The organism is Dictyobacter aurantiacus (genome assembly GCF_003967515.1).
Taxonomy (GTDB): Bacteria; Chloroflexota; Ktedonobacteria; order Ktedonobacterales; family Ktedonobacteraceae; genus Dictyobacter; species Dictyobacter aurantiacus.
In genome coordinates this window covers 4,987,112-5,007,646 of record NZ_BIFQ01000001.1, presented here as the reverse complement: position 1 = coordinate 5,007,646, position 20,535 = coordinate 4,987,112, and the positions used below count along the sequence as shown (strand labels likewise).

The 20,535-nt window shown below is 56.2% G+C and carries 19 protein-coding genes and 1 pseudogene; 11 read left to right on the top strand and 9 right to left on the bottom strand.

The features are described from left to right. Positions 1 to 10: 10 nt before the first annotated feature. The 3 genes from KTT_RS20130 to KTT_RS20120 all read left to right on the top strand — a co-directional run bounded on the left by KTT_RS20130 (position 11) and on the right by KTT_RS20120 (position 4,570). Entirely contained in the window at positions 11 to 526 is a 516-nt protein-coding gene (locus KTT_RS20130; protein WP_126597694.1) for a hypothetical protein, read from the top strand. 433 nt (positions 527 to 959) lie between these two features. Then, a complete protein-coding gene (gene fxsT / locus KTT_RS20125; RefSeq protein ID WP_126597693.1) occupies positions 960 to 3,581 on the top strand; it encodes an FxSxx-COOH system tetratricopeptide repeat protein in 2,622 nt (873 codons plus the stop codon). 458 nt (positions 3,582 to 4,039) lie between these two features. After that, entirely contained in the window at positions 4,040 to 4,570 is a 531-nt protein-coding gene (locus KTT_RS20120) for a DsbA family protein (protein WP_126597692.1), read from the top strand. An 83-nt stretch (positions 4,571 to 4,653) separates the two neighbouring features. Here the strand turns inward: KTT_RS20120 and KTT_RS20115 are convergent, their stop codons facing one another. The 4 genes from KTT_RS20115 to KTT_RS20100 all read right to left on the bottom strand — a co-directional run bounded on the left by KTT_RS20115 (position 4,654) and on the right by KTT_RS20100 (position 7,996). Further along, on the bottom strand, positions 4,654 to 5,484 hold the full coding sequence (locus KTT_RS20115; protein WP_126597691.1) for an alpha/beta fold hydrolase: 831 nt from the start codon (positions 5,482 to 5,484) through the stop codon (positions 4,654 to 4,656). 377 nt (positions 5,485 to 5,861) lie between these two features. Then, positions 5,862 to 6,551, bottom strand: a complete 690-nt coding sequence (locus tag KTT_RS20110; RefSeq protein ID WP_126597690.1) for an RNA polymerase sigma factor — start codon at positions 6,549 to 6,551, stop codon at positions 5,862 to 5,864. Positions 6,552 to 6,594: 43 nt separating this feature from the next. After that, entirely contained in the window at positions 6,595 to 6,906 is a 312-nt protein-coding gene (locus KTT_RS20105; RefSeq protein WP_160145997.1) for an HD-GYP domain-containing protein, read from the bottom strand. Between the two features lie 673 nt (positions 6,907 to 7,579). Beyond that, the gene (locus KTT_RS20100; RefSeq protein WP_126597688.1) at positions 7,580 to 7,996 is read right to left on the bottom strand and encodes a PNPOx family protein; all 417 of its coding nucleotides are present in this window, start codon (positions 7,994 to 7,996) and stop codon (positions 7,580 to 7,582) included. A gap of 149 nt (positions 7,997 to 8,145) precedes the next feature. Here KTT_RS20100 and KTT_RS20095 point away from each other — a divergent pair, with 149 nt between their 5' ends. Both KTT_RS20095 and KTT_RS20090 read left to right on the top strand, forming a co-directional pair. Continuing rightward, positions 8,146 to 8,475, top strand: a complete 330-nt coding sequence (locus KTT_RS20095; RefSeq protein WP_126597687.1) for a PadR family transcriptional regulator — start codon at positions 8,146 to 8,148, stop codon at positions 8,473 to 8,475. Continuing rightward, positions 8,444 to 9,098: pseudogene (locus KTT_RS20090) on the top strand (ABC transporter permease). The gene KTT_RS20095 and the pseudogene KTT_RS20090 overlap by 32 nt, the downstream one beginning before the upstream one ends. Positions 9,099 to 9,215: 117 nt before the next feature. On the opposite strand, the gene KTT_RS20085 reads toward KTT_RS20090, so the two are convergent. Then, complete coding sequence (locus tag KTT_RS20085; RefSeq protein WP_218030939.1) at positions 9,216 to 10,169, bottom strand: alpha/beta hydrolase family protein; 954 nt, start codon at positions 10,167 to 10,169, stop codon at positions 9,216 to 9,218. A 155-nt stretch (positions 10,170 to 10,324) separates the two neighbouring features. On the opposite strand from KTT_RS20085, the gene KTT_RS20080 reads away from it, so the two are divergent. Continuing rightward, complete coding sequence (locus KTT_RS20080) at positions 10,325 to 10,933, top strand: TetR/AcrR family transcriptional regulator (protein WP_126597686.1); 609 nt, start codon at positions 10,325 to 10,327, stop codon at positions 10,931 to 10,933. Between the two features lie 153 nt (positions 10,934 to 11,086). On the opposite strand, the gene KTT_RS20075 is transcribed toward KTT_RS20080, so the two are convergent. The 4 genes from KTT_RS20075 to KTT_RS20060 all read right to left on the bottom strand — a co-directional run bounded on the left by KTT_RS20075 (position 11,087) and on the right by KTT_RS20060 (position 15,481). Continuing rightward, the gene (locus tag KTT_RS20075; RefSeq protein ID WP_126597685.1) at positions 11,087 to 11,911 is read right to left on the bottom strand and encodes a CHAP domain-containing protein; all 825 of its coding nucleotides are present in this window, start codon (positions 11,909 to 11,911) and stop codon (positions 11,087 to 11,089) included. Positions 11,912 to 12,359: 448 nt separating this feature from the next. Beyond that, positions 12,360 to 13,253, bottom strand: coding sequence for a DUF2268 domain-containing putative Zn-dependent protease (locus tag KTT_RS20070; protein WP_126597684.1), 894 nt, complete (start codon positions 13,251 to 13,253; stop codon positions 12,360 to 12,362). Between the two features lie 414 nt (positions 13,254 to 13,667). Further along, a complete protein-coding gene (locus tag KTT_RS20065; RefSeq protein ID WP_126597683.1) occupies positions 13,668 to 14,468 on the bottom strand; it encodes a class I SAM-dependent methyltransferase in 801 nt (266 codons plus the stop codon). Positions 14,469 to 14,539: 71 nt separating this feature from the next. After that, the gene (locus KTT_RS20060; protein ID WP_371864901.1) at positions 14,540 to 15,481 is read right to left on the bottom strand and encodes an AraC family transcriptional regulator; all 942 of its coding nucleotides are present in this window, start codon (positions 15,479 to 15,481) and stop codon (positions 14,540 to 14,542) included. A 288-nt stretch (positions 15,482 to 15,769) separates the two neighbouring features. Here KTT_RS20060 and KTT_RS20055 point away from each other — a divergent pair, with 288 nt between their 5' ends. The 5 genes from KTT_RS20055 to KTT_RS20035 all read left to right on the top strand — a co-directional run bounded on the left by KTT_RS20055 (position 15,770) and on the right by KTT_RS20035 (position 20,511). After that, positions 15,770 to 16,165 (top strand): (R)-mandelonitrile lyase, encoded by a 396-nt coding sequence (locus KTT_RS20055; RefSeq protein WP_126597682.1) that lies wholly within the window; start codon positions 15,770 to 15,772, stop codon positions 16,163 to 16,165. 18 nt (positions 16,166 to 16,183) lie between these two features. After that, positions 16,184 to 17,167 carry an aldo/keto reductase gene (locus KTT_RS20050; protein ID WP_126597681.1) on the top strand — a complete coding sequence of 328 codons (984 nt, stop codon included), beginning with the start codon at positions 16,184 to 16,186 and terminating at the stop codon, positions 17,165 to 17,167. A gap of 601 nt (positions 17,168 to 17,768) precedes the next feature. Then, on the top strand, positions 17,769 to 18,701 hold the full coding sequence (locus KTT_RS20045) for a formate/nitrite transporter family protein (RefSeq protein WP_218030938.1): 933 nt from the start codon (positions 17,769 to 17,771) through the stop codon (positions 18,699 to 18,701). A 260-nt stretch (positions 18,702 to 18,961) separates the two neighbouring features. Next, the gene (locus KTT_RS20040) at positions 18,962 to 19,816 is read left to right on the top strand and encodes a patatin-like phospholipase family protein (protein ID WP_126597680.1); all 855 of its coding nucleotides are present in this window, start codon (positions 18,962 to 18,964) and stop codon (positions 19,814 to 19,816) included. Between the two features lie 122 nt (positions 19,817 to 19,938). Further along, on the top strand, positions 19,939 to 20,511 hold the full coding sequence (locus tag KTT_RS20035) for a DinB family protein (protein WP_126597679.1): 573 nt from the start codon (positions 19,939 to 19,941) through the stop codon (positions 20,509 to 20,511). Positions 20,512 to 20,535 lie beyond the last annotated feature (24 nt).

Here is a 20,535-nt window from a genome sequence, read left to right as displayed (position 1 = left end):
ACGGTGACCCATGTTAAAAGATATTGATATTCTTGAGATACCTGACATCCATCGGCAGCCATCCCTGTATATATGCAGCAATACTGACGCGAGTGAAACGCCATTCACGGCATTCTGGCAGCAACAACTGGCAACATTGAAGCAGGAAGCAATCCCATTTCGGTTCCTGCCCGACGCTCCGCAGCCGACACTTCTGCTGGATATCGAGCAGCACCCACGCCTGCCAGGACTTCTTGAGCACCATGACGATGCCTTCGACTACTGGCCATCCTGGTGTACATATATGACAGCCGACCAGCACCTGAGCGACACATTCCTATTCCTGAGCGTCAGTCACCATGAGAACTATCGGCTCATCCTGCGCTTTGAGCACAGCCAGCACTTTGCCTATCTGGAGCAGATAGCGCAGGCAAACCGATTAATACTGGCCATCGAACCGCAAAGCGCATGCTATACCGTCAGCCTGGACGAAGCCAGGTTGACCGGGCACCTCGACGTGATCAATAGTGCGAGGAAGCGGCAGTAGTCTCCAGGTATAACGCTCACGAGAACAAATAACTATGCTCATGCAGACGCCATCAAGTTTGTACGCGTAGGCTAATAGCGCATTGGCAAAAGAGGAGTTGCGGTCCCCATAGCACTATGGGGGCCGCAGCTTTTCCAATACATGAGCATTTCCAGCAAAAGGGCAAACGATAAGTGGTACGCGCTTGCGCTGATCGGTGCCGGTAAGGAGCGGTGTTATCTTTGGTGGAAGGTGCGCCCCAGGGGTACGAGTTTGCGCTATTCGTTGCACGAAGCAGTGGAATCGTCAATCGTGATACTGTGATATCATGTGCATGTCCGATACCAGGCACCACACTGCGCGATAATTAACATCGCTTGAGAACAAAGATAGTGCAGGTCAGATGCTATTTACTGTAGCCATCTGCTGCTGACCAATCGTTACAGAGGAAAGCATGTCGAGAAATGAGCGCTTGCGCCGGCAACGTGTTTTGCGCAACTGGCGGCAACAGGATGTCGCAGATCAGATAGGCGTTTCAATTGTTACGTATCAGCGCTGGGAACGCGGCAACCAGCAACCCAGTGCCTACTATCGCATCAAGCTCTGTTCTCTTTTTGATGCCAGCCCCCAGGAGCTCGGCCTGGTTGAAGATGCTCTCCCCACCACTCCCGAAGATTCGCCCACGCCCGCCCCTGAAGCCGCCCCCGCTTCTACGCCCGAAAGGAACGAACGGCTAACGGCGACGCCATCAGCAGTCGCACCTGGCGAGGAGTCCATGCTCTGGACCGTGCCATACACGCGCAATCCCTACTTTACCGGACGCGAAGAGATACTGGCGCAGTTGGAACAGCAATTTACCGTTTCCAACGAGACCGACCCTCACCAGCCTACCATGACGCAACTGCTGGCGCTTACAGGATTAGGTGGGATTGGAAAAACGCAAATCGCGGTGGAATATGCGTATCGCGCGCGCATCAAGGGACTCTATACGCATACCATCTGGATCAATGCGGCCAGCGAGGAATCCATTCTGACCGATTTCATATCACTGGCGACACAGCTTCCCTCGTTTAAAGCCAGAAATGAGACGGACCAGCGTCAGCTTGTCGCGGAGATTATCCGCTGGTTCGAGTATTGCGAGCAACCCTGGCTGCTGATTGTAGATAACGTCGATGATCTTTCTTTTATCTATGACTACCTGCCGCGACGCGGCAACGGCAATATCTTGCTGACCACGCGCGCCAGCGCAGTGGGCTCACTGACGATCCCGATTACCCTGGAGACTATGAGCGTAGAAGAGGGGACCCGCTTCTTACTGCGGCGCGCGCGACGTCCGCATACGCTGCCGGAGGAGGTGGCCGAGGCGGAAAAGATCGTCGTCGCGCTCGGACAATTTCCGCTGGCCCTGGACCAGGCGGGCGCCTATATCGAAGAGACCGCCTCCCGGTTCTGTGATTATCGGCTGCTCTATGAACAGCATCGTCATGCCTTGCTGTCGCGCCGTGGCTGGCAGAGCATGCGCTATCCCGAGTCGGTGGCTACCACCTGGTCTCTCTCTTTCCAGCGCATCGAGCAGGTCAACCCGGCGGCCGCGGAATTGTTAAATCTGTGCGCATTCCTCTCTCCCGATGATATCCCCGAAGAGCTGCTCATCAACGGGGCGAGCCAGTGGCCACCCGCGCTACAAAAGGCTGTGTCGGATCTCTTCACCTTCAACCAGATGCTGGAGGAGTTGCTCTCTTTTTCTCTGGTAAAACGCCTGGCGGAGCATCGTCTGCTCAGCCTGCATCGCCTGGTGCAGGTGGTCGTCAGAGCACGTCTGTCACAGCAGGAACAACGCCTGTGGACAGAGCGCATCGTGCGGGCCGTCTGGCTGGCTTTCCCCGATGATCCCAAAGATAATGTTGCCGTCTGGCGCAAGTGCCAGCGCAATATGGCGCAGGTTCAGGCTCTGGACACACTGGTCCAACAATATCAACTCTTTTTGCCAGAGGCGGCCGAGATGTTCGATCGCACCGCGACGTATCTCGGCGAGCGGGCCATGTACAGGCAGGCCGAAACATTCAATAAGCGGGCCATACATATCTGGGAGCAGCTGGCCGGGCCGGACCATTATCTCAAGCTGGTTGCTTCCCTCAATGGACTGTCGCAGCTGTACTATGAGCAGGGCAAGTATGCCGAGGCCGAACCTCTGCGCCAGCGGGCTTTGCATATCCTGGAGCAACAGGTTACAACGCCTCAGCCCTCCCTGCTGACTATTACCCTGCATGGATTGGGCTTTCTGTACTCAGAGCAGGGCCGCTACGCCGAGGCCGAGCCGCTCTACCAGCGCGCCCTGCAGATCTGGGAAAAGCAGGTGGGATCAGAGCAACCTCCCCTGGCCTATCTACTGCATGGACTGGGATTTCTCTACGCGGAGCAGGGCCGCTTCACTGAGGCCGAGCCGCTCTATCTGCGCGCTCTGCGCATCCGCGAGCAGCTGCTGGGACCCGAACATCTCCGGACAGCCTATACCTTGAATGCGCTGGCGCTTCTCTATACCCAGCAGGGTCGCTACTCAGAGGCCGAGTCGCTCTACCAGCGCGCTCTACGCATCCGCGAGCAGCAGCTGGGACCGGAGCATATGAAGACCGGCATCATACTGAATGGATTAGGCCTGCTCTACTACAAACAGGGAAAGTACGTGGAGGCCGAGTTATTTTACCAGCGCGCACTGCACATCTGGGAGCAGCAGGTTCAATCAGCCCATCCACAGGTAGCGATCACGCTGAATGGGCTGGCGAACATCTACCACACACAGGGCAAAGATGCCGAGGCGGAAAGACTCTATCAGCGCGCCCTGCAGATCCACGAATCATACCTGACGCCGCAGCACTACAAGACGGCATGCGTGCTCTATGATTTCGCCCGCTTTCAGCAAGACCGGGGCTGTCTGGCGGAAGCTGAACTCCTCTACCAGCAAGCCCTGGAGATACAGCAACATGTCTTTGGCCCCGACCATCCCGCCACCATTGCTACCAGCCAGCGTCTGCACGCCACCGAGACCGCCCTCGATCAAAACAAGGAAACACTATAGATTCCGCCCGCCCGGCTGATTTCCCTCTCCACGCCCGGCTCAAACCTCCAGGACATCAAGCGATGGATAGACGATAGGTAACGATCTCTGCATCCGGTGAGCTCGCTGGTATGCTTTCCATAGGACATACAGGCCGCTACACCTACGCCGTTGCGCTGCGTATCGTCGGGTCAATGTGTCTGCAGTAACAAGAAAGAGACGAGAGTACGTGCGGGGCTTGCCCCCGCTTGCTTGCTCGCCACTCGAAAAAGCAACGAGCATGATGCGATGCATCGCATGCAACTGTTCTCAATCGCTTTGAAGGAGCTTTTTCTTTTGGGAAGCAAACAAAGCGGGGGCAAGCCCCGCACGTACTGTGGTTTTTTCTCTTTTTGCATGTCCTTAAATTGAAAGTATTGGCCGCAAGGGCCGAGCCTACGGGGTAAATCGATGAAGAATGGGAAGAGACAGCATAGATAATGTCGGAACACACACGCCTCTCCATACCGGTCAACGAGCTGGATCACAGCCAGGGACCGACTAACGCCCCCATCACTCTAGTCCAATATGGTGATTATGAATGTCCGTATACGCGCCAATCCACAGTCATGGTACGCGCCATTCAACAAAACTTTGGGGAACGATTGCGCTTTGTCTTTCGCAATTTTCCGCTCAGCGAGATTCATGCCCACGCTCTGCACGCGGCACTGGCCGCCGAAGCCGCAGACAATCAGGGCAAATTCTGGCAGATGCATGATGCCATATTTCGCCACCAGCATGCTCTCAGAGACGCGGACCTGGCACATCTGGCGGAAACGGTGGACCTTGATCTTAAGCAGTACACATACGATATGGCGATCCAGCGTCACCTGGAGCGCATTGAGAAGGATGTAGAAGGAGGCGAACAGAGCGGCGTGCAGGGAACGCCGACGTTCTTTATCAATGGACGTTTGTATAATGGTTCCTGGAGCTACGACGCCCTCATAGAGGCGCTCACCACCACACAATAACAGAAAGATATCGTCATTATCATAGTAGAGAGCAGGGCTTGCGGATGCAAGCCCTGCTCTCTACTATGATAATGTTTCTACTTCTACTTCGCCTGCAAGAAGGAGAGCAGATCGGCGTTAAACTGATCCTTATGGGTCAGGGTCAGGCCATGGGGGGCGCCCTGGTAGACCTTCAAGGTGGCGTCCTTGACCAGCTTGGCGGCCTCGTAGGCAGAGGCCTCGATCGGCACGATCTGGTCGTCATCGCCGTGCACGATCAACGTCGGCACATCGATGCGCTTGAGGTCTTCGGTCAGGTCGGTCTCGGAGAAGGCTTTGACGCAGTCATAGGCGGGTTTAAGGCCTACCTGCATCGACCAGAGCCAGAAAGCGTCACGCAGGCCCTGCGAGACCTTGGATCCGGGGCGGTTGGCGCCAAAGAAGGGGCTACTGAGATCCTGGTAAAACTGAGAACGATCGCCCGCGACTCCGGCACGAATGCCATCGAAGGCCTCGATGGGGGTGCCCTTAGGATTGGCCTCGGTCTTGAGCATCAGCGGGGTGATCGCTCCTACCAGAACGGCGCCGGAGACCCGCGAGGTGCCATGGCGACCAAGATAGTGCGCGACCTCACCGCCGCCGGTGGAATGGCCCACCATGGTAATATCACGCAGGTCGAGCGCCTCGATGAGTTCGGCCAGGTCATCGGCATAGGTATCCATGTTGTTGCCATCCCAGGTCTGGCTGGAACGACCATGGCCACGGCGGTCGTGCGCGATGACGCGATAGCCATGGGAGGCCAGGAAGAGCAGCTGTTCGTCCCAGGCATCGGCGTTGAGCGGCCAGCCATGGCTGAAGGTGACCGGATTGCCGGTGCCCCAGTCCTTATAAAAAATAGTTGTGCCGTCTTTTGTCGTAATTGTGCCAGTACCCATAATGTTTTTCTCCTTGTTTGCTATATCTTAACTTACTTCTTAGTAATGCTGAGAGCTTGTCCGCTCTCATGATCATCACCCTCAACCTGTAAAAGCTTTCGCTCCTACTGTTTTGTCAAACTTCATTTGGTGGATTGTTCGCCCGCTACGCGGGCGAGAGAGGGAGGAGTTGCCGGGGGCACAGCCCCCGATCCCCCGTAGGTGCTGGGCTTGCCCCGGCTTGGGCTAGCCGCTTGATCATGCCCCCGGCATGCTCGCTTGCATCCCCGCTCCCCCATCAAATGAACTTTGACAGTGCACCAGGCAACTATCGAATTGCGCTTTCATTTAGAGGATAGCTGTTTGGATCTCCCTTCTCAGAGATCATTACCTATCGTCTAACCATCGTCTATCTTCGCCCGACCCGACTTTATGCGGGAAAAAGATAAAACATCTGCGATGTACTCGGAAGTAGCAAGTCGCTGGCGCAGCTGCAGTTTGGCGCGATAGAAATAGGTCTTCGCCGTTGACTCTGGTATGTTGAGCGCCTGCCCAATCTCGGTAAAGGATGGCTTGAAGATATAGCGCAGCCAGATCACAGCGCCAAGCTTGGGCGGGAGAGTGGAGATAACTTCGCGCATAAACTCCTGCATTTCTCGCTTCTCGGCGATCGTATCGGGCAGCGGCTCCGCGTCGATAATATCGAGCAGAGATTCCTGGTCGTCAGTATCCTCGCCATAGGATTCCACGCGTGAAAAGGGGAGTGCATTGCGCTGCTGGTGCCGGATTTCATCGATACACTTGTTGCGTGCGACGTGGAAGAGCCAGGATCTAAAAGCTCGATCGCCATTCAGGCGAGGCAGGGAGGTAAAGAAACAGATAAACACATTCTGTAACACGTCCCATGCCTGATCGTAGTTGCCAAGGTGCTGATAAATAAAGTTAAACAGTGGTCGCTGGTAGCGCTGCACCATCGTCGCGAAAGCCTGCTGATCGCCGTCCAGCGCCTGCCGAGCCAGCTCCGCATCGGGTATCTCCATGCCTGAGCTTACAAAGCAATCCTTTTCTTTAAAAAAGGCGGAACTCATTTTCTATCTCCTCGTGTATTAATGACATCATGTCAACATTATCTTATTTGCATATATTTATGCTGCTAGCTTGCGAATAGGGAGAGTGGTGAACGACGGATATATCCTGATCATGGCGCGAGCAAAGGGTGAGAAAGGCTTCAGCTACACGAGGATCATATGCACGACCGGTGCAGCGCCGAATCTCGGCCAGCGCCTCAGTTGGGGAGCGCGCCGTACGATAGGGTCTCGACTCTGTCATGGCGGCATAGGAATCCGCCACCGCCAGAATGCGTGCATGCAGGGGGATCTCCTCGTTCGCCAGCCGATAGGGATAACCATCCCCATCCCAGCGTTCATGATGCGCCAGAACCACCGGGGGGATAAATGTTGTTGCTGAGAATGTACTTCATCGGGCAGTACAGGAGCCTCTAGCGTATGCATGTTCTGACCTTTCCTTCTTCATCACACGTCCATTTTGACGTCCCTTACATGATAGCTGAAGAAGAGGGCATTCCAGAGATCGTTATCTATCGAATAGCCATCGAGTGATCATCGTCATGCGTTGGTTTAGAGTCTGGTGGGGATTCGAGCATGATTCCAGCATGCTCAAATCCCCACCAGATCTCTTTTTCACAATTCAGGAGTGTTTCGCTGGCTGTACAAGCTCTTGCATGCTTTGCGCAGTAGCCATCGTCATAGGGTTATCGGCACCCAATACCCGTTGTTGTATCCGTAAGGCGCGTTGATAGAGCTTAAGCAATAAAATTTTTTATAGAAAGTATACCGTTATAAACCCGGCATTTGAAGAGCGTTACCTATCGTCTGACTATCGTTTTCAGCTCACCCATAACACAGAATAGAACCAGAATAGATCATTCCTATAAAACCGCATCGCACGTTTGCTTCTGCAGAGCTTGAGAAAGTGCCGACTATATATTGACGGAAAGGCGCGAGTTGCTGTGCTTATATCAAGTATCAGCGGGATAGCCAAAGTTGAAGGTATTGAGCATCGCAGAGCCGGCTCTATAGCCTGTTCCAAAACGCATCTATTGCATCTTCATCTTTACGAAATCGCGCGCGCCCAGCATGCGCAGTGGAAAGCGTAGGATGGCGGGGAAGGTCCGCAGCCCCGTGCCGGGATCAACCACCTCAAACGCATCGCACTCATATGCGCGCCCATGCCAGAGGATGGTACAGTGTCCCGCCGCCACGACATTGCGATACCAGTCCACCGCGAAGCCATACGTCAGCTCGATCACAAAACCGTCTGCGACCGGCACAAGCAGCAGCGGCGTCGCATACGTTCGCCCGCTGCGCCGCCCGACATGACGAACGACCGCAAAAGGACTGTGAGCGGACCCCGCGAACCTCATCACCAGCGGATTGACGACCCGCTTGCTAAAGATCCGCATGCGCTCCATGAATGACCCTCTATCTCCCAACACAAGAATCCTTTTTTTCATCGTACTTCTTTCCCTACAATGATATACTCCCTCGGTGCTCTTCCCTATCATAACGAAAAAATCCAGTTTATCAAACAAAGTATTAAAATCGAAATATTACCTTGACAGACACAGTAATATGACGCATACTCTAACTACGAGGTGATGATATGAGTGAGAACAAACTTACCTCCGACCTGCTGCGCGGACATACCGATACGATGATTTTACGGCTCTTATCGGAGGCTGACCACTACGGCTACGAGATTGTCAAACTGATTGCCGAACGCTCGGGTGGTGAATATGAATTAAAGGAAGCCACCATGTACTCTAGCGTCCGACGGCTTGAGGTCGACGGTGATATCGAGTGGTACTGGGGCGATGAATCGCAAGGCGGCAGGAGGAAATACTTCAGGATTACGGAAAAAGGGAGAGCGACGTACGAGCGCAACAAAGGCAACTGGGAGTATGCCAAGCGCGTACTGGAGAACCTCTTATAAAGGATACGTGATGCTTGGTCGTTCCATGCGCCACATTTTCCGCAGCATGGATACCATCATCACGGTCACCATCATGCCTATCGCGTTTATGCTGCTGTTCGTGTATGTGTTCGGCGGCGCCATTCAAAATTGAGCGCTTTCGCTCCATGCCGATAGCCCCTTCCACCATGCTGTGGAGCCACGTCCTGACCTCGCTGGTCTCCAACGCGATTTCGGTGGTGGTTATCATTCTCGTCGCGTTGATTATGGGCTTTCGTTCGTCGGCGGGCATCCTGTCATGGCTGACCGTCATCGGTATCCTCGCATTGTTTACGCTGGCTTTAAGCTGGGTCGCGGTCATCCCTGGGCTGACAGCCAGGTCGATAGACGGCGCATCGGCCTTTTCTTATCCCATCATCTTCCTGCCCTTTATCAGCTCCGCGTTTGTGCCAACCCGGTCGATGCCCTTTGTCGTCAGGGTCTTCGCCGAAAACCAGCCGGTAACGGCCATCGTGGATGCCATCCGTGCCTTACTGGCTAATCAGCCGGTGTCTCAGAGTATATGGATCGCTCTTGCCTGGTGTGTCGGCATTCTGCTGCTGGCCTACATCTTTGCCATGCGGGCATATAAAAAGCGGATGTAAACACCATCCATGTAAGGAAGGGGAAGTCCACCGCTGGGAGTGAGCATCCAATTGTGACTTTTTGACCACAATTGGATGCTCACTCCCAGCGGTGGGAAGTTTACCTCTCTTACAGTATTACTTGGATTCGATGCGACCCAGTGGATCAGGGGTCTCCGCCAGGGCGGCACGTGCTGCGGGCCACGCGGAGTCATCAAGGCCGAGCGCGCTGCGCAGGTAGGCCACTGAGAGCCGCTGGATCAGGGCAACGCGCGCGGGATTCTCATCCGTCGTTTCCGTGACGGTGTAGCCAGGGATTCCTCCAAGCGAGTGTTCCGCCCCGAACAGGGTCAACAGGCTCTTGCTGCCTGAACTCAGGTAGTAGGGATCGGTAAACCAGTCCGGCCCGCGAACAGACAGCATGGACTGGTCGTGGTCTCCCGCGACTATCAGGGCCGGCGTGGTCATCTCAGCGAAGCTGGGATTCATAAACGGGAAGTGCTCGGCCGCGAATGGAGTCAGGTCGGCTCCTCCCTGACCAGTCGCGGCAAGCAGTACGCCGGCTTTGACGCGCGAGTCGTACATGTCCTCTCCCTTTTCGCCATTGGCATCCAGGACGCGCGCACCCAGCAGCATACCCACCGTCTGCGCACCCCAGGAGTGTCCGGCTACCGCGATGCGGCTGCGATCAAGACGCCCGCTGAGTCCGGGAACAGCGGCCTCGATATAGTCAAGCTGGTCGAGGATGCGCTTCACATCCTCGACACGGAACAACCAGATGCGCGGTGTGCGGGGATCCTGGGGGAAAATGTTCAGCGTCCTTGAGTCGAGATGGGTGGGTTGAATAACCACGAAGCCGTGAGCAGCCCAGAAATCGGCCAACGGGGCGTAGCCGTCCAACGACCAGCCAAAGCCGTGCGAAAAAATGATAACAGGAAGTTCGCGCCCGGTCACGGGAGCAGACACACGTACCTGCAGATCCTCACCACGGCCCGGAGCGGATAGCACAACCGGCTTCACCGAGACAATCGGAGTAGCCACACCAACGATCATGTCAAGATCTGTAAGCGCCACGTCTGATGTGTTGTTCATAAAAATTTTTTCCTTTATGGTATGATAGTATCAACGCCGAAGAAGCGGATCACCGCTCCGATAAATATTATACGGAACAACGATCCACTTTGTCAAGGCTGTATTATTATTTATCTGTCAAGCTACTGTTATTGTTTAAGGAAGGAAATGAAGCGATGACCATCAGCGACGAGAAAGTAGGGCAAGCAACCCGACAGAAAGCGGCCCGGCCAAAGCGAGCCGACGCGCAGCGCAACGAGCAGGCGTTACTCGCCGCCGCCGCCGCCGTGTTCGTCAAGTCCGGTGTCGAGGCGCCGGTGCGGGACATCGCGGCCGAGGCGGGAGTTGGGATGGGGACGATTTACCGCCATTTCCCGACGCGAGCGGATCTCGTTGTCGCCGTGTACCGCCACCAGGTTGAGGCCTGCGCCGAGGCCGGCCCGGTCTTGCTGGCCAATGCTGACTCACCCTACGTTGCACTTGGTCAGTGGGTTAACCTCTTCGTTGATTTCCTGGTCACCAAACATGGACTCGCCGCCGTCCTGCAATCCGGCAGCAGCTTCGATGCGCTGCATGCCTACTTCATTGACCGGCTCGTGCCCGTTTGCGCCCGGCTGCTCGCCGCCACCGCTGAAGCTGGCGAGATCCGCGCCGATATCGAGGCATACGAACTGATGCGTGGCATCGGCAACCTCTGCGTCGGCGCCGATAACGATCCGCGCTACGATGCCCGCCGCATGGTCGCGCTACTCATCGCGGGACTCCGCCAGGCGCGCCCGGCCTGATATGGCTGCTCAGAGCAAGATGAAAAACCTGATGGGAGATTCCTGGACGTTTAGCTGTCCAGGAATCTCCCATCAGGTTTTTCGGATTCTGCAAAAATCTGGAATAACGTATGCCTATCGGAAAGACTTTCGACAATAAGCATCGATATGCATCTATGGATGCCAGATAAAAGTAACGCCAGCACCGGGATGGAATGTCCAGTAGCTTATCACGCCTACACCACCATTCCAGTTCATATTGCTGACGCTCACGCCATTCGCATTGGCGCTGGCTGCACTCACACCTGACTCGACCACGCCAACGTGCCCATAGGCACTGGCACCCTGGGTATAAGGCTGCAGCACAATAATCGAAGGCCCATATGGATTGGGCTCAGACGACGTAATCCAGCCATTGGATGCAGCGCCGCCAACCCATTCGGCCCCATTACCCAACCACTCAACCCACCATCCGCTCAGGCCATGATAGTGGATATTCGCCCAGGAGGTACACTGGCCGGCCGAGAAACGCGCCGAACTATCAGCATTCCCGGCAACATTCGTGTACGCAACCGGCGCTTGCGTTGGGACTGGCGCTTGCGTTGGAACTGGCGCCTGCGTGGGAACTGGTGCCGGTGTGGGAACCGCCTGTACAGGAGTTGGCGCCTGCGTGGGAACCGCCTGTACGGGAGCTGGCGCTTGCGTTGGCGCTGGCGCCGGTACTTGCGTTGGAGCCGCTTGAGCCCGCTTGATACTGGCGGCCGAAGACACATGGTCCCCGGCTAATTTAGCTTGACTTGCAATCGCGTCATGCGCTGCAATCGAGGTTGCGTGAGTCTGCTTTGGAGCAACGCTGATCTTTGGTGGCTCAGAGGACTTGCTCGATTGAAATGCCAGGCTCATTCCAGATGGAATGACAGCCAGAACTCCAGCGGCAACAACAACGAGCATCAGCACGATGCCAGCATAGACCATGTTTCGCCTTTGTAGAAGGCGCATCGAACCAGAACTCTTTTTGCCATTTCCAGCAGTAGCGATGAGCATACGTAGCTTCTCTACTTGAACCGCACTATTTTGAACTTTGGTAGTGACTTTACGATTACCAAACACTATACAAGTTACCCTTCCATCTTACACGGTTGCATGGTACTTATTCGCATACAGGTACCTATGAATTTGTACTTCTCGGTACGCTGAATGCAAGGAAATACCACATACATCAATTGCTATATTTACATCTATAAACTTTATCAATAGTTCCATGGTGAGTCAAATGATTCACCAAAATACAGGACTATATAACTAGTACACTTTTACGTTTGTGCTTATATACAACGTGATGAGCTTCTTTTGCATCTCAAGGGAGAAAATACTCAACAGTTAGAAGGGCCCGGAATGGGCGGATAAAAACCGCCCATTCCGGGCCCTTCTCTGTTCTTTTCGCTTCCTATGCGAAAAAGCCGGACTCGGCGATAATCTCGCGTGAGGGGAGGAAGGTGGCTTCGGCGACTGATCTACCTGTGCGCTGGAGATATTGCCGCACAACGCGATAGCCGATGGCGTAGCCGGCAAAATCGGGAATGCCAGCTCTGGGCAATCCCCAGCTCGCGGTAATGGCATCGCCGAATATGTAGCCACGTACCGCATCGAAACCGCTAACGTCAAGCGCGCCACCGATGACACGCCGGGCCGTGGTCAGTTCATCTTCGTTGAAATCGGTGACATAGTATCCGACCAGTTCCTCGCCAAAGAGCTCGGCCGCGAACGCTTCCGCCAGCCCTTCGGCGATAATGTAATCAGCGACCGTCACCTGCATGGGCAGGAAGGGCACGATCTTGAAACGGACGTTGTGGTTGAGCTCGTGCACCGACGCTGGCCCGATGCGCGGCAGGGTATAGTCATCGACGAGGCTGAGCGAGACCATAAGATAGCCAGGGAGACCGCCAAATCCGGCATAGCCTCGACCAGGCATGGCACTATTGTGCTTCGTGAGCACCACGGCGCAGTTGATGGTGTCCAGCGCAATACGATCAGTGTAGGGGGAGAAGCAGGCGATACCACGTTCAAGCGCGGCCATAGACTGCTGCCACGCTCCCTCATCGCTCAGTCGCCTGACCATCTCTTCGATGACGGGACGCTGCTCCCCGTCAAAATCTTCCGGGGTATAGAAAGTCCACGTTTTCGCCCAGGTCAGGAGATCGTCACCTCCGCCATAAATGCGCGCCATACCTGCAAACGGGGCCAGCAGTTCCCGCCGATAGATGGCCTCGCGTTCCTGCGCGCTGGCACTGTCAAGCAAACGTCGATAGATAGACTCGGCATCGATAATGTGTAATTGCAAGGGATACTCCTTTCCAGCTACAAGCCGACCCTACGAGTCTAACCCATGACGTTACGTCATATGCAAGCCCTTGTTTCACACGCAAATGTTTCCCTATAGGCGGCATAGGATTGCGGCTTTCTTGAGACGCTGGCGTGCCTCCCACGCAGCAATCCGGCCTTGTGCATATCGCACCCGTTCACGTATGATATCGTACCTAAAAAGCGAGAAAAGCGTTCCTATGGACATGCAAAAGCCAACATATCGTACGTCAACAGAGCAGCATGCACAAGGCCGGATTGCTGCTTTTCAGAAGAAATACCGTATTGAAAAGTCCGCAATCCTATGCCGCCTACGGGGGCATGACCGTGTGGGGGGGACCGTTCACATGCGTTCTTAACAACGTTTCGGGTTGATATGGAGGTTGTTCCTTTGTCATTTTCGCCGCGCCACATACAGGATGGCAAGGTATCCTTTGGTGATGCGTCCGTGGTAGCGAGTATTGATTAGATCAGCGATCCCGTCAAAGAGGCGGTCATGGCGGTCCTTCTCTAATATTCTATGGTTGGAATAGGTGTCCAGCAGGCGCAGATAGCTGGCTGCGTCGTAGCTGACATCCCAGTGATAGCGGCGTACCGCCACATCCCGAAAGAGGCCCGTCTGCTCTATTTCTGCCTTGACTGGCTCCGGAACCGCGTGCGGCCACAGTAGCGGACCATATTTATCTCCCTGTTCAGGAACCAGTGGCTGATAGATCTGCTGCACTTCCTCAAAAAAGCCTTGCGAAGCCTCACTCTGAACATGCACATGCCAGAACAAGGCGATAGAGCCAGATGGCTTAAGGATCCGTGCTATTTTCGGATAGGAGATGGCGGGATCGATCCAATGAAAGGCCGTGGCGGAAAAGGCGAGATCAAACGCTTCCTCCTCCGCTTGCCAATCTTCAAACGCTTCGGTGTGTATGCTGACGCGAGGATAGGCTGCCAGATTACGGCGGGCGAGGGCGGCCATATTGGCCCCAAGCTCTACGCTGAGTATGTGATAGCCTCGCCGGGCCAGTGGAAGCGTTGCCTGCCCTGTGCCACAGCCAATTTCAAGCAATCGCCCGTCTGGAGGGAGGTCTGAGAGCGTCACGATGTCGTCAAAAAGGGCTTCGGGATAGCCTGGGCGGGCCTGGTCATACAACAGAGCATCCTGGTCAAACGTGGTTCGCAGCTGTGTTTTGTCCTGTGTCATCGGACCTTTCACCTTTCGTCAGACAAAAAGCATGCCGATCAGAATACAATGAGACGGTGAGGCGCAAAGCGTCAGCCGACGCTGGCGCCGCTGGCGTCGCGCAGCCGTTGTACGTCGCGCATAGGAGGGATGCCGAAAAGGCTTTTGTATTCGCGGTTAAAGTGGGAGGCGTCCTGGTAGCCGACGCGATAGGCGGCGCTGGCCGCGTCGAGGTCTTCGCTCAGCATCAGGCGGCGCGCCTCCTGCAAGCGGAGCCGCTTCTGGAATTGTAAGGGGCTCATAGCCGTGACAGCCTTGAACTGGTGCTGCAGGCTGGAGACGCTCATGCCTAGTTCGCGCGCCAGTAGTTCGATGCGCAGGGGCTGATCGAAGCCCTGGCGCAGGCGTCTGACCGCCGTCGCGATGTGGGGCGTGTAGCCTCCCTCCATCGCCAGGTGGCGCAGGCGGGCACCCTGCTCTCCTACCAGCAGACGGTAGACAATCTCGCGCGTGATCAGCGGTAGCAGAACCTGTGCTTCGGTCGGGGAATCCAGTAGACGGACGAGGCGCACGAAGGCGTCGAGCAGGTCGCCATTCAACGGGCTGACGTCGATGGCCCTGACCTCGGCGTGATCCTTCAGCGAGGCGTGACCGGCCTCCATCATGACCGCGCTGACCAGGGTGGGGGGCAATTCCAGACGCAGGCTGAGATAGGGCCGCTCCGGCGATGCTTCGAGGATCTGGCTGACGCGGGGCAGTTCGAGCGTGGTAAGCAGGTAGCGCGAGGAATCGTAGAGGTAGCGGCTCTCACCCAGCATAACCATCTTGCTGCCCTGGGCAATCACGGCTACCGAAGGCTCGACTACGCTATGGACACGCTCCAGAGGTGAGGAGCGGCGAGCTAGATACAGCCCCTGTCCCGGCAGCGGCTGGATGCTCCCATCTTCGCGGATAGCTCGCCCGATGCGCTCGGCCAGTTCTTCACGATTGGCCCGGGCCCGCAATGTCTCGCGTTCCGCCGGACGGTGGGTCATGACATCCACAGCAGCCTCTCCTCCTATTTCTTTCTCGCTCATCTGGAAGATTTGCAGAATCAGACAATCATTTTCCACAATCATTCTATCACCCTGTGTGCGAAGGCGTCTATAATAACTCTCAGGCAGCAAGAAACATACGAATTTCACACCTGCGGAGCACGTTGGAGCATGGTCAGCGGTTACTTTGTGGTGGACCATTCGTGTCTGGCATGTTCGCGGCATGCCAAAAAGTACAATGCAGCATGCAAAAATAATGCACAACTTCAACAAGGAGGATATAGCACTATGGATATTAAGAGAAACGGCTCACAGCCTTCCGGCAAAGGGCCGGCCGAGTATTTTACCGGCACGGTACGCATCGATCCTCTGATCGAGGCGCCCGATCCGGCACGCGTGGCTGGCGCCAGCGTCACCTTCGAGCCCGGCGCCCGCACGGCGTGGCATACCCATCCCCTGGGGCAGACCCTGATCGTAACGTATGGCTGTGGCCGCGTGCAACGCGAGGGTGGTCCGATCGAGGAGATCCGGCCGGGGGACGTGGTCTGGTTCGAGCCGGGTGAGAAACACTGGCACGGCGCCTCGCCAACCACGGCCATGACGCACATCGCCCTGCAGGAACGCCTCAACGGCAAGGCCGTCGACTGGCTGGAGCACGTCAGCGACGAACAGTATCAGGGCTAATCAAGAAAGGAAGCTGACATGGAATATACGAAACTGGGCCATACCGGCATGGATGTGTCGCGCATCTGCCTGGGCTGTATGGGATTCGGTGACGCCGAACGCTGGACGCACAAGTGGGTGCTCGACGAGGAGAACAGCCGCCCGGTCATCAAGCAGGCCCTTGAGATGGGGATCAACTTCTTCGATACCGCCAACGTCTACTCCATCGGCAGGAGCGAAGAGATCGTGGGACGCGCACTGAAGGACTTCGCGCAGCGCGATGAGATCGTCATCGCCACCAAGGTACACGGCAAGATGCACGACGGCCCCAATGGCGCCGGACTCTCGCGCAAGGCGATCCTGAGTGAGATCGACAAGAGCCTGCAGCGGCTGGGCACGGATTATGTGGACCTCTACCAGATCCATCGCTGGGACTACCAGACCCCCATCGAGGAGACAATGGAGGCGCTGCACGACGTGGTCAAGGCCGGCAAGGCCCGCTATATCGGCGCCTCCGCCATGTTCGCCTGGCAGTTCCTGAAGGCGCTCAACGTCGCCGAGAAGCATAACTGGACCCGCTTCGTCTCGATGCAGAATCACCTGAACCTCATCTACCGCGAAGAGGAACGCGAGATGCTGCCGCTGTGCCGCGAAGAGAAGATCGGCGTGATCCCCTACAGCCCGCTCGCTGGCGGCAGATTGACGCGCGACGGATCATCGGAAAGCACGCTGCGCGCCGAAACCGACCAGGTCGCCAAACGCAAGTACGACGCCACCGCCGAGATCGATCAGCAGATCGTCAAGCGAGTGGCGGAGATCGCCGAAAAGCACGGGGTGCCGCGCGTGCGCATCGCCCTGGCCTGGCTGCTGCAGAAACAGCCGGTAACGGCCCCCATCGTCGGGGCCACAAAGACCACGCACCTGGAAGAGGCCGTCGCGGCGCTATCCATCACCCTGACACCCGAAGAGGTCACCTACCTGGAAGAGCCATACGTACCCCATCCGGTCGTCGGCGCCCAATAAACCCGGGCACGTTAACGCCCATCGTAGGTTCGGGCCTCGCGCCCGATACATTCAACTTTAGAGCAAGCAACAAGAAAAATGGAGAAGCTTCCCGCAAAGGATGGACGCGTCCCCTCACACGATCATGTACCCGTAGGCGGCATAGGATTGCGGCCTAGTTGACACGCAGAATGCATAAAAGCAGCAATCCGGCCTTGTGCATGCCGCACCCGTTCACGTACGATATCGTTCCTAAAAAGCGAGAAAAGCGGTCTTATAACCATGCAAAATTCGGCATATCGTACGTCAACAGAGCAGCATGCACAAGGCCGGATTGCTGCTTTTCAGAAGAAATACCGTATTGGAAAGGCCGCAATCCTATGCCGCCTACAGGGATACATCTTCGTGTCAAGCTATAATCAACGCCGTTCCCTTTGCCCCACCTCATGTATTGAAGGTTCGCCACCAGGTAGCATAGTACTCGGTCTGAGAATATGGAGAAGCGCGACACGTTTTCACTTTTTCATACGTACAAACCAGATAGGTTTATTCTCAGAGGTGGATGCAAGGCACTATGACCTTGCTCACCGCGCATGAAATACATGATTGTAGGGAGGTTTCTATGGAGGATGAGCAGCAGATTGCGCTGGCAAAAGAGCCGGCTGAAGTTGATAGAATGGCATCTGAGCCAGAATTGGTGGCGGTATCGTCACCTGTCGTACCATCATTAAATACCGGCGAGCGCAAAGAGGTGGTGAAGCGTAGCCGCATGAGCGCGGTCGTGGTTCACGAAACGATTCGCGAGGAGGGCGAACGTGAGTTAAGGCGTTCGCCCGCCGCCCTGGCCCTCTCGGGATTGGGAGCGGGGCTATCAATGGGCTTCTCACTGGTGACGCAGGGGCTCATTCATGCCTGTCTGCCACCCAACGCCCCCTGGGGTCCGTTGCTGGAGAACCTTGGCTATTGCGTCGGCTTCTTAATCGTCGTGCTGGGGCGGCAACAGCTCTTTACCGAGAACACCCTGACGGCGATTCTCCCTCTGCTGGCGCACTTTAATCGGCACATGATCTTGCGCGTCGCCCGCCTGTGGGCGATCGTGCTGCTGGCCAATCTCTGTGGCGCGCTGATCTTCGCCTGGGTGATCTCCCATACGGAGATATTCACGCCGCCGATTCAGCATGCCTTCGCGCAGGTCTCCATGCACTCGCTGCGTGGTGGCTTTGGCCTGGTCGTGCTACGCGGCATTTTTGCCGGCTGGCTGATCGCGCTCATGGTCTGGCTGCTGCCCAATTCAGGTGATACGCGACTGCACGTGATCATCATGATCACTTACGTGGTCGCGCTTGGAGGCTTCGCCCACATCATCGCGGGGTCCGTGGATGTGCTCTACCTTGTCAATAAGGGGATCATCTCCTGGCTCACCTACCTGGGTGGCTTTATGCTTCCGACGCTCATAGGCAATATCCTCGGCGGCGTCTCGCTGGTGGCGGTGCTCAACTTTGCCCAGGTCGCCTCGGAGAAGCTGGGCAACGGATACGGTGGTGTCAAACCCTGAAAAACAAAAAGAAGCGTATAAGGCAGATTCGGGTCTTGCGCCTGATTTTTCCTCTATGCATTTTATAATCAGAAAAGTCATGTTATTAATGCATAATCGAATGGAGGGCGAAATCGGGCGCAAGGCCCGAATCTACGTTATCGCCATCTGACTTTCTAGATGGGGTATGCTATTCTATTACCGAACGATGTACAAAATGTCGGAGAGACAGACATTGTTCTATTTTTTTCTGGCTTCAAGCGGAATGAAGGAATATAACAATGACAACGTATGCATTAGTACTTGGCGGTGGGGGTGTGGCGGGGATCGCCTGGGAGACCGGGATCATCGCGGGGCTGGCGGAAGCGGGGATCGATGTGCGTGACGCGGATCTGTTCGTGGGAACGTCGGCGGGCGCCAATGTGGCAGCGCAGATCACCAGTGGTCTATCAATGCAGGAGCTCTTCCAGCGGCAGGTTGATCCGGCGCTACAGGCTCATGAGCTGGCGCCGCAGGCGGACTTCCAGAAGATGATCACGGATTGCGCGCGCGCCTTCCAGGAGGGAGGGAGCAGCACGGAGATCATGCAGCGCATCGGCGCCCTGTCACTGGCCGCGCCAACGCCGCCTGAGTCCGAGCGCCGGGAGGTGATCGTTTCGCGCCTGCCGGTGCGGAGCTGGCCGCAGAGTCCATTGGCGATCGTGGCCGTTGACGCGGTGAGCGGTGAGCGGACCGTTTTCAGGCGCGACTCGGGGGTTGAGCTGGTCGACGCGGTGATGGCGAGCAGCGCGGTCCCCTATGTGTGGCCGCCGACCACGATCAAGCAGCGTCGCTATATCGATGGTGGCTGCTATTCAATGGCCAATCTAGACCTGGCCGCTGGCTTCGACAAGATTCTGCTGCTGCAGCCCGATAATCCTCCATTCGCGACAATCGAAAGCCTGGATGAGCAGATCGAGCGTGTGAAGCGCCAGGGAGCGCAGATCGAGGTAATCATGCCCGGTGAAGAGATGAAGGCGGCTCTGGCCAGCGTCGGTGGCAACGCGCTCGACCCCTCCCTGCGCGAGATCGCCGCCAACATTGGCCGCGAGCAGAGCCGGCACGAGACGGCACGCGTGTCCGCTCTGTGGTGCTAACTCGCCAGTACCATGAAAAAGGCGGGAGAGGCGGTTTTGGGCAGCAGCCGCGTTATTAGGGCGTAATTTTGCCGCTTTTGGTGGTAGTCTGTGAGGAGAGAAGAGAAAAAGGAGGCAATATTATGGCTGAACAGGCAATGGATACGATGTTCTACACTGCCCTGTGGAGGCAGTTCGGGGCGGCCGTCGATATGCTGGAGAACGCCCTGCTGGCCTGCCCGGATGCGCTGTGGAGTGCGCGTCTCTGGAGTGAGCCACCGCCAGAGTGGTTCCCGCCGCGGTTCGCGGAGTTCTGGTATGTCACCTTTCACACGCTGGTCTTTTTCGACCTGTATCTCTCAGGTCTCCCTGAGGAGGATTTTGCTCCCCCGGCTCCATTTGTCCAGGGAGAGATAGATTCCATAGAGGCGCTACCCGAACGGCCCTATAGCAGGGAGGAGCTACATGTCTATCTGAAAGAGACGCGCCAGAAGTGCTGTACCCGGCTATCGCAGCTGACGGACGAGCAGGCGCGCCAGGTCGTCTCCTATCCCTGGTTGAAGGAACGAAGCATGAGCTACCTGGAATTGCAGATCATGACGCTGCGACACGTGCAGGAACACACGGCCCAGCTGAGCCTCTTCCTTGGTCAGCATGGCATCCCGGGCGAGGCGCTCGACTGGGTCGCGTGGGCGAAGGAAGAACCTGCTAGCTGAGGCTCGCGGGTCTCCTGTATGTAG

What these genes read in the sequence shown, in the direction of transcription:
- KTT_RS20130 (WP_126597694.1), top strand. Translation starts at nt 11, where the DNA reads ATGTTAAAAGATATTGATATTCTTGAGATACCTGACATCCATCGGCAG.
- fxsT (WP_126597693.1), top strand. Translation starts at nt 960, where the DNA reads ATGTCGAGAAATGAGCGCTTGCGCCGGCAACGTGTTTTGCGCAACTGG.
- KTT_RS20120 (WP_126597692.1), top strand. Translation starts at nt 4,040, where the DNA reads ATGTCGGAACACACACGCCTCTCCATACCGGTCAACGAGCTGGATCAC.
- KTT_RS20115 (WP_126597691.1), bottom strand. Translation starts at nt 5,484, where the DNA reads ATGGGTACTGGCACAATTACGACAAAAGACGGCACAACTATTTTTTAT.
- KTT_RS20110 (WP_126597690.1), bottom strand. Translation starts at nt 6,551, where the DNA reads ATGAGTTCCGCCTTTTTTAAAGAAAAGGATTGCTTTGTAAGCTCAGGC.
- KTT_RS20100 (WP_126597688.1), bottom strand. Translation starts at nt 7,996, where the DNA reads ATGAAAAAAAGGATTCTTGTGTTGGGAGATAGAGGGTCATTCATGGAG.
- KTT_RS20095 (WP_126597687.1), top strand. Translation starts at nt 8,146, where the DNA reads ATGAGTGAGAACAAACTTACCTCCGACCTGCTGCGCGGACATACCGAT.
- KTT_RS20085 (WP_218030939.1), bottom strand. Translation starts at nt 10,169, where the DNA reads ATGAACAACACATCAGACGTGGCGCTTACAGATCTTGACATGATCGTT.
- KTT_RS20080 (WP_126597686.1), top strand. Translation starts at nt 10,325, where the DNA reads ATGACCATCAGCGACGAGAAAGTAGGGCAAGCAACCCGACAGAAAGCG.
- KTT_RS20075 (WP_126597685.1), bottom strand. Translation starts at nt 11,911, where the DNA reads ATGCGCCTTCTACAAAGGCGAAACATGGTCTATGCTGGCATCGTGCTG.
- KTT_RS20065 (WP_126597683.1), bottom strand. Translation starts at nt 14,468, where the DNA reads ATGACACAGGACAAAACACAGCTGCGAACCACGTTTGACCAGGATGCT.
- KTT_RS20060 (WP_371864901.1), bottom strand. Translation starts at nt 15,481, where the DNA reads ATGACCCACCGTCCGGCGGAACGCGAGACATTGCGGGCCCGGGCCAAT.
- KTT_RS20055 (WP_126597682.1), top strand. Translation starts at nt 15,770, where the DNA reads ATGGATATTAAGAGAAACGGCTCACAGCCTTCCGGCAAAGGGCCGGCC.
- KTT_RS20050 (WP_126597681.1), top strand. Translation starts at nt 16,184, where the DNA reads ATGGAATATACGAAACTGGGCCATACCGGCATGGATGTGTCGCGCATC.
- KTT_RS20045 (WP_218030938.1), top strand. Translation starts at nt 17,769, where the DNA reads ATGGAGGATGAGCAGCAGATTGCGCTGGCAAAAGAGCCGGCTGAAGTT.
- KTT_RS20040 (WP_126597680.1), top strand. Translation starts at nt 18,962, where the DNA reads ATGACAACGTATGCATTAGTACTTGGCGGTGGGGGTGTGGCGGGGATC.
- KTT_RS20035 (WP_126597679.1), top strand. Translation starts at nt 19,939, where the DNA reads ATGGCTGAACAGGCAATGGATACGATGTTCTACACTGCCCTGTGGAGG.